At 68.6% G+C, this 12068-nt stretch carries 1 protein-coding gene (cut by a window edge); it reads left to right on the top strand.

Features of this window, described 5'->3' with window-relative positions:
* Positions 1–12068, top strand: the 3' portion of a protein-coding gene (locus tag P7L68_RS21355; protein WP_372001486.1) for a cadherin-like domain-containing protein. Its footprint begins 17668 nt before the window's first position; only the last 12068 of its 29736 coding nucleotides appear in the window; its start codon lies off the left edge, out of view; it ends in the stop codon at positions 12066–12068.

Below are 12068 nucleotides of genomic sequence, written 5' to 3'. Positions count from 1 at the left end.
TCACCGTCGATGACGACCGGTTCGAGATCGTCGACGGCACGCTTAAGCTGAAGGACGGCGTCAGTCTCGACCACGAGACGGAAGCCTCGGTCGATCTTGTGATCACCGCGACGGATGCGGATGGCCTGACCGCCACCCGCAGCGTGACGATCACCGTCACCGATGTGAACGAGGCGCCGGCGCAGCCGGTTCTGACCGGCTCGACCGTGGCTGAGAATGCGGCCGGTGCCGTGATCGGGACCGTGACCGGGTCCGATCCGGATGCCGGCGACACGCTGAGCTTCACCGTCGATGACGACCGGTTCGAAATCGTCGACGGCACGCTTAAGCTGAAGGACGGCATCAGCCTCGACCACGAGACGGAAGCCTCGGTCGATCTCGTGATCACCGCGACGGATGCGGATGGCCTGACGGCCACCCGCAGCGTGACGATCACCGTCACCGATGTGAACGAGGCCCCGACCCAGCCGGTTCTGACCGGCTCGACCGTGGCTGAGAATGCGGCCGGTGCCGTGATCGGGACCGTGACCGGGGCCGACCCGGATGCCGGCGACACGCTGAGCTTCACCGTCGATGACGACCGGTTCGAAATCGTCGACGGCACGCTTAAGCTGAAGGACGGCGTCAGCCTCGACCATGAGGCCGATGCGACGGTCGATCTGGTGATCACGGCGACGGATGCGGACGGCCTGACCGCCACCCGCAGCGTGACGATCACCGTCACCGATGTGAACGAGGCGCCGGCGCAGCCGGTTCTGACCGGCTCGACCGTGGCCGAGAATGCGGCGGGTGCGGTGATCGGCACCGTGACCGGCAGCGATCCGGATGATGGCGACAGCGTCACCTTCACGGTCGACGACGACCGGTTCGAAATCGTCGACGGCAGCCTGAAGCTGAAGGACGGCATCGCGCTCGACTACGAGACCGAACCGAGTGTCGATCTGGTGATCACCGCCACCGACGCGGATGGGCTCACCGCCACCCGTGCCGTGACCATCACCGTCGTCGATGACGGCATCGTCGCGCCGACCCCGGTGCTGGATGGCGGTATCGTGGCCGAGAATGCGGCCGGTGCGATCATCGGCTCGCTGCCCGATATCGGCGACGGCAGCTATGCCGTGGATGATGCCCGCTTCGAGATCGTCGAGCGCGACGGCGTCCAGCTTCTGAAGCTTAAGGACGGCATCTCGCTCGATCACGAAGCGGCGGCCGAGGTCGTGGTGCGCCTGACCGCCACCGGTGGCGATGGCGGCACGGCCGAGGGTGACGTCACCATCCGTGTCACCGATGTCAACGAGGCCCCGGCCCAGCCGGTGCTCGATGCCACGACCGTCGCCGAGAATGCGGCCGGTGCCACGATCGGCCGGGTGACCGCGACCGATCCGGACGATCCGGCGGTGAGCTTCGGCCAGAAGACCTTCACCGTCGATGATGCCCGCTTCGAAATCGTGGGCGGCGTGCTGAAGCTGAAGGACGGCGTGTCCCTCGACCACGAGGCCGCGGCGACGGTCGATCTGGTGCTGACCGTCACCGATGGCGGCGGGCTCACCGCCAGCCGCACCGTCACCATCACGGTGTCGGATGTGAACGAGGCGCCGGCAGCCCCGTCGCTTTCGGGCACGACGGTTGCCGAGAACGCGGCAGGTGCCGCGGTCGGTGTGGTTACCTGCACCGATCCGGACGGTGACGCGCTGACCTATGCGGTGGATGATGCCCGCTTCGAAATCGTCGATATCGACGGCGCGCAGACCCTGAAGCTGAAGGACGGCATCGCCCTCGACCACGAGGGTGAACCCGAGGTGACGGTGGTCATCACCGCCCGTGATCCGGGCGGCCTTTCGACCCCGATGATCGTGACCCTGACGGTCGGCGACGTGAACGAGGCGCCGGCGGCACCGGTGCTGTCCGGCACGGTGCTGCCCGAGAACACGGCCGGTGCGGTGGTCGGTAGCGTCACGGGCAGCGATCCGGATGCCGGTGACAGCGTTACCTTCACGGTGGATGACGCGCGCTTCGAGATCGTCGATGGCCAGTTGAAGCTGAAGGACGGCATCTCGGTCGATTTCGAGACCGAGGCCAGCATTGATCTGGTCATCACCGCCACCGATGGCGACGGGCTGACGGCGACCCGGGCGGTGACCATCACCGTGGTCGACGATGCCGTCACCCCGGTGCGGCCGGTGCTGACCGGTGGCAGCCTGGCCGAGAATGCGGCCGGTGCGGTTGCCGGCACCCTGCCGGATCCGGCAGGCGGCAGCTTCTCGGTGGACGATGCCCGTTTCGAGATCGTCGATCTGGACGGCACCTGGACGCTGAAGCTGAAGGATGGCGTGGCGCTCGACCACGAGGCCGCGGCCAGCGTCACCCTGACCCTCACCTCCACCGGCTCCGACGGCGGCACGCTCACCTCCACGGTCGTGATCACGGTCGGCGACGTCAACGAGGCGCCGGCCCAGCCGGTGCTCGACGCCGCGACCGTGGCCGAGAATGCGGCGGGGGCCACGATCGGCCGGGTGACCGCAACCGATCCGGATGATCCGTCGGTGAGCTTCGGCCAGAAGACCTTCAGCGTCGACGATGCCCGCTTCGAAATCGTGGGCGGCGTGCTGAAGCTGAAGGATGGTGTGTCCCTCGACCACGAGGCCGGGGCGAGCATCGACCTGGTGCTGACCGTCACCGATGGTGGCGGGCTCACCGCCAGCCGTACGGTCACCATCACCGTGACCGATGTGAACGAGGCCCCGGCCCAGCCGGTGCTCTCGGGCTCGACCGTGGCCGAGAATGCGGCCGGCGCCGTGATCGGCACGGTGACCGGCAGCGATCCGGATGCGGGTGACACGCTGACCTTCACGGTCGACGATGCCCGCTTCGAGATCGTCGACGGCACGCTCAAGCTGAAGGACGGCATCGCGCTCGATCATGAGGTCGAGGCATCGGTGCAGCTGACCATCATCGCGACCGATGCGGCCGGGCTCGCCGCCAGCCGCAGCGTGACGATCACGGTCGGTAACGTGAACGAGGCGCCGACGGCGCCAGCACTCGATGGCCGCTCGGTGGTCGAGAACCTGTCCGGCGCGGTGATCGGCGTGGTGTCGGCCGGCGACCCGGATGCCGGCGACACCCTGACCTACACGGTCGACGATGCCCGCTTCGAGATCGTGGGCGACGTGCTGAAGCTGAAGGATGGTATCTCCCTCGACTTCGAGACCGAGCCCTCGGTCGATCTGGTGATCACCGCCACCGATGCGGGCGGCCTCGCCACCAGCACCACGGTGCAGGTGACGGTGATCGACGACGGCGTGACCGCACCGCTGCCGGTGCTGAGCGGCGGCGTGGTGGCCGAGAATGCGGCCGGCGCCCTGATCGGCACGCTGCCGGGCGGGGCCGGGGTTTCCTACACCGTCGACGATACCCGGTTCGAGATCATCGACCGCGACGGCGTGCCGACGCTGAAGCTGAAGGACGGGGTCTCGGTCGACCACGAGGCCGAGGCGAGCATCACGCTCCGCATCACCTCGCAGGTCAGCGAGGGCGACACCGCGACCGCGGAAGTGTTGATCCGGGTCACCGACGTCAACGAGGCGCCGGCGACGCCGACGGTCGGTGGCTCCAGCCTGCCCGAGAACACCGCCGGTGCGGTGGTCGGCCGGGTGAGTGCGGTTGATCCCGATGATGCGGCAACCGCTGCCGGGCAGCTGACCTACACGGTCGATGATGCCCGCTTCGAGATCGTCTCGGGCGTGCTGAAGCTGAAGGACGGCGTCACTCTCGACCACGAGGCTGAGCCCTCGGTCGATCTGGTGCTGACCGTCACCGATGGTGGCGGACTTACCGCCAGCCGCACGGTCACGATCACGGTGACCGATGTGAACGAAGCCCCGGCCCAGCCGGTGGTGTCGGGCGCGACCGTCACCGAGAATGTGGCGGGCGCGGTGGTCGGCACCGTCAGCGGCACCGATCCGGATGCCGGCGACACGCTGACCTTCACGGTCGACGACGCCCGGTTCGAGATCGTCTCGGGCGTGCTGAAGCTGAAGGACGGCGTGTCGCTCGACCACGAGACGGCCGCCGAGCTGACGCTGGTCATCACCGCCACCGATGCGGGCGGCCTTGCCGCCTCGCGGCTGGTGACGGTGACGGTGGCCGATGTGAACGAGGCCCCGGCGGCCCCCACCCTCGACGGGTCGGTGGTGCCGGAAGGCGTGGCCGGCGCCGGCATCGGCACGGTCGCGGCGACCGACCCCGATGACGACGTGCTGACCTACTCGGTCGACGATGCCCGGTTCGAAATTGTCGATGGGGTGCTGAAGCTGAAGGACGGCATCAGCCTGGATGCCGAGACCGAGGCATCGATCGATCTGGTGATCACCGCGACCGATCCCGACGGGCTGTCGGCATCGGCCACGGTGACGATCACCGTGCTCGACGACGGCGTCACGCCCACCGTGCCGGTGCTGACCGGGCGGACGGTGGCCGAGAATCTGGCCGGCGGCGTGATCGGCACCCTGCCGGACCCGAATGGCGGCAGCTTCTCGGTCGATGATGCCCGGTTCGAGATCGTCGACCTGGACGGCACCTGGACGCTGAAGCTGAAGGACGGCGTGGCGCTCGACCGCGAGGCTGCGGCCTCGATCCGGCTGGTCATCACTTCGACCGCGGTCGACGACACCACGCTGTCGAGCACGGTGACGATCACCGTCGGCGATGTGAACGAGGTGCCGGGCGCGCCTGCGCTCGATGCCGGCACGGTCGCTGAGAATGCCGCTGGCGCGGTGATCGGCCGGGTGACGGCAAGCGATCCCGACAGCGGCAGCACCGCCAATGGCCGGCTGACCTATACCGTCGACGATGCCCGGTTCGAGATCGTCGGCGGCGTGCTGAAGCTGAAGGATGGTGTGTCCCTCGATCACGAGGCTGCGGCGACGGTCGATCTGGTGCTGACCGTCACCGATGGCGGCGGGCTCTCGGCCAGCCGCACCGTCACCATCACGGTCTCGGATGTGAACGAGGCTCCGGCGGCGCCGTCGGTTTCGGGCACGGAGGTGGCCGAGAATGCGCCCGGCGCCGTGGTTGGTGCGGTGACCTGCACCGATCCGGATGGCGATGCGCTGACCTATACGGTCGACGACAGCCGCTTCGAGATCGTCGATATCGACGGTGTCCAGACCCTGAAGCTGAAGGACGGCATCGCGCTCGACCATGAGAGCGACCCGACCGTGACCCTGGTGGTCACCGCCCGCGATCCGGGCGGCCTGGCGACGGCGATGATCGTGACGCTGGCGGTCGGCGATGTGAACGAGGCGCCGACGGTGCCGGTGGTGACCGGCGATGCGGTGCAGGGCGGTTCCGAAGGTGCGATCGTCGGCCGGGTGTCGGCGAGCGACCCGGATGATCCGCTCTCCGCCAATGGCCGGCTGACCTACACGGTCGACGATGCGCGGTTCGAGATCGTCGGCGGCGTGCTGAAGCTGAAGGATGGCGTGGTCATCTCGGCGGCCGACGAGGCTTCGGTCAGTCTGGTGATCACGGTTACCGACGGCGGCGGGCTTTCTGCCTCGACCACCGTCGATCTGACCGTGCGCCCCGACACCACCCCGCCGGTGCCGGTGATCGCCGATGGCCGGGTGCCCGAGAATGCGCCGGGTGCGGTGGTCGGCGTGATCGGCTTCCTTGAGGATGTCGATCCGGGGGTGGACGTCACCGTGTCGGTTGACGATGCCCGCTTCGAGGTCATCACGCAGGATGGCAGCTTTGTGCTGAAGCTGAAGGACGGCGTGGCTCTCGATCACGAGGCTGCCGACCGGGTCACCCTGCTGCTGACCACCACCACCATCGAAGGCACCCGCTCGTCGGTTGTGACCATCGCGGTCAGCGACATGAACGAGGCGCCCTCGGCCCCGGTGCTCTCCGACACCGTGGTGCCCGAGGATGCCCAGGTGATCGGCCGGGTGACCGCGAGCGATCCGGATGCGGCCGAGACCTTGACCTTCTCGGTCAACGATCCGCGCTTCGAGATCGTCGGCGGTGAGCTGCGGCTGGTGGCGGGCGAGTTCCTCGACCATGAGGGCGAGCCCTTCGTCGACCTGATCATCACCGTCACCGACAAGGGCGGGCTCACCGCCTCGACCGCGGTGCGGCTGACGGTGACCGATGCGCCGGAAGCGCCGACCACGCCGGTTCTGGAGGGTGGCGACATCCCCGAGAACGAGCCGGGTGTGGCGATCGGCACGGTGACGGCCGAGGATCCGGACGGCAAGGGGCTGACCTTCACCGTCGATGACGACCGCTTCGAGGTCGTGGGCGGCGTGCTGAAGCTGAAGGACGGGGTGTCGCTCGATTACGAGACCGAAGGTTCGGTGAGCGTCGTGATCACGGCGACCGCGGCCAACGGCTTCTCGGCCTCCGAGACCTATGTCCTGCAGGTGCTGGACGGCAACGACGCACCCGGGGCGCCGGTGCTGTCGACGACGGTGGTCTCGGAAGCCTCGACCGTGATCGGTCAGGTGACGGCGAGCGATCCGGATGCGGGCGAGGAGCTCACCTTCACGGTCGATGATCCGCGCTTCGAGATCGCGGGTGGCGAGTTGCGGCTGGTGGCGGGCGAGTTCCTCGACCATGAGGGCGAGCCCTTCGTCGACCTGATCATCACCGTCACCGACAAGGGCGGGCTCACCGCCTCGACCGCGGTGCGGCTGACGGTGACCGATGCGCCGGAAGCGCCGACGACACCGGTTCTGGAGGGTGGCGACATCCCCGAGAACGAGCCGGGTGTGGCGATCGGCACGGTGACGGCCGAGGATCCGGACGGCAAGGGGCTGACCTTCACCGTCGATGACGACCGCTTCGAGGTCGTGGGCGGCGTGCTGAAGCTGAAGGACGGGGTGTCGCTCGATTACGAGACCGAAGGTTCGGTGAGCGTCGTGATCATGGCGACCGCGGCCAACGGCTTCTCGGCCTCCGAGACCTATGTCCTGCAGGTGCTGGACGGCAACGACGCACCCGGGGCGCCGGTGCTGAGCGGCAGCACGGTGCCCGAGAACCAGGCCGGCGCCGTGATCGGCACGGTCACCGCCAGCGATCAGGATGCCGATGACGAACTGACCTTCACGGTCGACGACGACCGGTTTGAGATCGTCGACGGCCAGCTGAAGCTGAAGGACGGCGTCTCGCTCGACTACGAGACCGAGCCTTCGGTGACGCTGGTGCTGACGGTCACCGACCGCGAGGCGATTTCGGCCTCCACCACCGTCACCATCGGGGTGATCGACGACGGTATCGTGCCGCCGACGCCCGTGCTCGACGGCACCACCGTGCCCGAGAATGCGGCAGGCGCGGTGGTCGGGACCCTGCCGGATGTGGCGGGGGCCATCTACACGGTCGACGATGCCCGCTTCGAGGTCGTCGAGCTGGACGGCAGCTGGACGCTGAAGCTGAAGGACGGCATCGCCCTCGACCATGAAGCGGCGGCGGACATCACGCTCCGCATCACCGCGACTGGTGCCGATGGCGACACGGCATCTGCCCTGGTGCTGGTGCGGGTGCTGGATGTCGACGAGGCGCCGGCGGCACCGGTGCTGGATGGCGGCACGGTGGCCGAGAATGCCGCAGGCGGCGTGATCGGTCGGGTGACCGCCACCGATCCGGATGGGGCCGACACCGGCAATGGCCGTCTCACCTATGGCGTCGACGATGCCCGGTTCGAGATCGTCGGCGGCGTGCTGAAGCTGAAGGACGGTGTGGCGCTCGATCACGAGGCGGAGCCGACGGTCGATCTGGTGATCACGGTCACCGACGGTGGCGGGCTTACCGCCACCCGCAGCGTGACCGTCACCGTCACCGATGTGAACGAGGCACCGGCGGCGCCGGTGGTCTCGGGCGGTACGGTGGCCGAGAATGCGGCCGGGGCCGTGATCGGCAGCGTGACCGCCGGCGATCCCGACGGCGATGCGCTGACCTTCACGGTCGACGATGCGCGGTTCGAGATCGTCGATGGCCAGCTGAAGCTGAAGGACGGCATTGCGCTCGACCACGAGGCCGAACCCTCGGTCGCGCTGGTGCTGACCGCAACCGATGCCGGGGGGCTGTCGGCCACCCGGGTGGTCGTGGTGACCGTGACGGATGTCAACGAGGCCCCGGCGCAGCCGGTGCTCTCGGCCAGCCTGGTGAGTGAGAACCAGCCGGGTGCGGTCATCGGCGAGGTCTCGGCGGGCGATCCGGACGGCGATGCGCTGACCTTCACGGTGGACGATGCCCGTTTCGAAATCGTGGACGGTCAGCTGAAGCTGAAGGATGGCGTCGCCCTCGATTTCGAGAGCGAGCCCACGGTCGATCTGGTCATCACCGCGCGGGATGCCGGCGGCCTGACCGGCAGCCTGACCGTGACCATCACCGTGGTCGATGACGGCATGCAGCCGGTGGTGCCGGTGCTGATCGGCAGCACGGTGGCGGAGAACACGGCCGGTGCGGTGATCGGAACCCTGCCCGACCCCGAGGACGGCAGCTTCACCGTCGACGATGCGCGGTTCGAGATCGTCGAGGCCGATGGCCGTTTCGTGCTGAAGCTGAAGGACGGCATCGCGCTCGACCACGAGGCGGCGGCCACCATCGGCCTGATCATCACCTCGACCGATATCGAAGGCCATGTTCTGACTGCGCCGGTGACCATTCGGGTGACGAATGTGAACGAGGCCCCGGCGGCGCCGGTTCTGACGGGCGATACGGTTGCCGAAAACGCCGCCGGTGGCGTGATCGGCCGGCTGACGACCACGGATCCGGATGCGGGCGATACGGCGAGCTATGCCGTGGATGACGCCCGGTTCGAAATCGTGGGCGGCGTGCTGAAGCTGAAGGACGGCGTCACCCTCGATCACGAGGCGGAGCCTGCGGTTGATCTGGTGATCACCGTCACCGATGCGGGCGGGCTTGTCGCCACCCGCAGCGTGACGATCACCGTCACCGATGTGAACGAGGCCCCGGCGGCGCCGGTGGTCTCGGGCAGCACGGTTGCCGAGAACGACGCGGGTACGGTGATCGGTACGGTTACGGCGACCGACCCCGACGGCGATGCGCTGAGCTATGCGGTCGACGATGCCCGGTTTGAGATCGTCGATGGCCAGCTGAAGCTGAAGGACGGTATCGCGCTCGATCACGAGGCCGAACCCTCGGTGACGCTGGTGCTGACCGCGACCGACGGCGACGGGCTTGCCACCACCAGCCTGATCACGCTCACCGTGACCAACGTCAACGAGGTGCCGACCGCGCCCGTGGTGGCGGGGGATGCGGTGCAGGGCGGTGAGGCCGGTGCGGTGGTCGGCCGGGTGACGGCCGGCGATCCGGACCAGGGCGACGCGCTGACCTATACGGTGGACGACGCCCGCTTCGAGGTCGTCGACGGCGTGCTGAAGCTGAAGGACGGCGTCACCCTGGATGCCGGCGATACGGCGAGCGTCGATCTGGTGGTGACGGTCACCGACCGGGGCGGGCTGCAGGCCAGCACCGCGATCACCGTCACCGTGCGCGCCGATACCACCCCGCCGCTGCCGGTCCTGGCCGATGGCCGGGTCGACGAGAATGCCCCGGGCGGCATCGTCGGTGCGGTGGGCTTCCTGGAAGACGTCGATCCGGGGGTCGAGGTCACGCTGTCGGTGAACGACGCCCGGTTCGAGATCGTCGAGATCGACGGCCAGGCGGTGCTGAAGCTGAAGGACGGCGTCTCCCTCGACCACGAGGCGGCCGACCGGATCACGCTGGTGATCACGGCGACCACCATCGAGGGCAGCCGCAGTGCCGCGGTGGTGATCGCGGTCGGGGACGTGAACGAGGCGCCGGCGGTGCCGGTGATCGACAACCGCACCGTCGCCGAGAACGCGCCGGGTGCGGTGGTCGGCACCATCACCGTCAGCGACCCGGATACGGCAGCGAGCGATTTCGGCAGCCTGGATGTCTCGGTCGACGATGCCCGCTTCGAGGTGGTGGAACGCGACGGCGCGCTGGTCCTGAAGCTGAAGGACGGCGTGTCGCTCGACCACGAGGCAGAGCTTGGGGTGACGCTGACGCTTACCGTCACCGATGGTGGCGGTCTCTCGACCAGCCGGACGATCGAGGTGCTGGTGACCGACGTGGCCGAGGCCCCGACGGCGCCGGTTCTGGATGGCGCGACGGTGGCCGAGAATGCCGCCGGTGCGGTGATCGGCACGGTCACGGCCGGGGATCCGGATGTGGGCGAGGCGCCGGTCGTCACCGTCGACGATACCCGCTTCGAAATCGTCGACGGCCAGCTGAAGCTGAAGGACGGCCTCTCGCTCGATCACGAGGGTGAGCCGACCGTGACGCTGGTGCTGACCGCAACCGACGCCACGGGCCTTGCCACCAGCACGACCGTGGTGATCACGGTCGGCGACGTGAACGAGGCCCCCTCGGCGCCGGTGCTGCTCGACGATCGGGTCGGTGAGAACGAGCCCGGCGGCGTGGTCGGCGGCGTCACTGTCGACGATCCCGATCTGGGCGACACCGTCACCGTCACGGTCGACGATGCCCGCTTCGAGGTGATCGAGGTCGACGGCGCGCTGGTCCTGAAGCTGAAGGACGGCGTGGCGCTGGACCACGAGACGGACGGCACCATCGATCTTGTCCTCACCGCCACCGATGCGGGCGGGCTGACCGCCAGCCGCAGCGTGACCATCACGGTCGGCGATGTGGATGAGAGCCCGAGCGCACCGGTGCTGGATGGCGGCAGCGTGGCCGAGAACGCGGCCGGGGGCATCATCGGCCAGGTCTCGGTCGACGATACCGGCGTGCCCGGCGATGTCACCTGGACGGTCGACGACGATCGCTTCGAGATTGTCGAGGTGGATGGCGTCCAGATGCTGAAGCTGAAGGACGGCGTGTCGCTCGACCACGAAACCGAAGGCTCGGTCCGGCTGGTGATCAGCGTCACCAATGCCGGCGGCATCACCGCCCGCAGCGTGGTCGACCTGGCGGTTACCGATGTCAACGAGGCGCCGGTTCTGGCCGACCCCGATACCGTCCGGATCCTGGCCACCGGCCAGGTGGTGATCGACGGCTCGGTGCTGGAGGCGACGGATCCGGATGGTGATGCGCTGGTCTTCCGCTTCGACGGCGAGACCAGCTACGGCACCTTCTATCTGAACGGCGTGGCGCAGAGCGCGGGCTTCACGGTGTCGGCCGCCGACATCGCCGCGGGCCGGCTGGTCTATCGGCCGAATGACGATACCGCCGCTGCCGGCGCCCCGGGCCGGCCGGACTTCGTCGAGACCGTGACCGTGACGGCAGGCGACGGTGCGCTGGAGAGCACGCCGGTCACGCTGACCATCGCGATCGAGCCGATCCCGATCGACGTCGTGCCGGAAGAGAACGAGGTGCCGGTTGCGGTGGTCATCCCCATCCCGCCGGATGTCACGCTTGCCGAGTCCACCTTCGGCCGCATCGAGCTGGTGCTGCGCGATCGCTTCTACGAAACCGCGATCGTCGAATATGCCCGCGAGGCCCATCGGGCCGCCTCGGGCTTCGAGCGGGACCGGATCCTGGGTGACTACACCGCGCTGATGGCCCGCAGCCTGATCTCGGATCTTGCCATCGACACCACCTTCAACAGCGAACTGGTCACCACCTTCTTCGGCGACCTGCTGCGTCAGGTGGACGCCATCGCGGCGACCGGCGTGTCGGTCGACAAGGTGGTGGTCAATGTGGTGCGCGAGGGTGAGCCGGTGCCGGCAGAGGCCGGTCCGCCGGTCGTCTTCCCGGCCGAAGCGCTGCCGCAGCCGGCCACGCCGGATGCGGAAGACGTCGAAGGCGAGCAGGCGGGTGAGGGGCAGCAGGGCGCGGAGCTTCGTGGCCAGACCGCGGATGATACGCTGGCCTGGATCGAGCCCGATCTGGTGCTGCTGGCCCGGCTGATCGATGGTGACGCGGCCGCGACCGATGCGGTCTTGGCGGAGGCCGGCTTCTCTGCCAGCCTCCGGCAGGCGGCAGCCAGCTTCGACCGAGAGGTCGAGGCCCTGGCCGGGGCACTGGGACAGGGGCCTGCGGTGAGGGTCGCGCGTGGCTGA

It is taken from the genome of Tistrella mobilis (assembly GCF_041468085.1).
Lineage (GTDB): Bacteria > Pseudomonadota > Alphaproteobacteria > Tistrellales > Tistrellaceae > Tistrella > Tistrella mobilis_A.
This window is presented reverse-complemented; position numbering and strand designations above follow the sequence as displayed.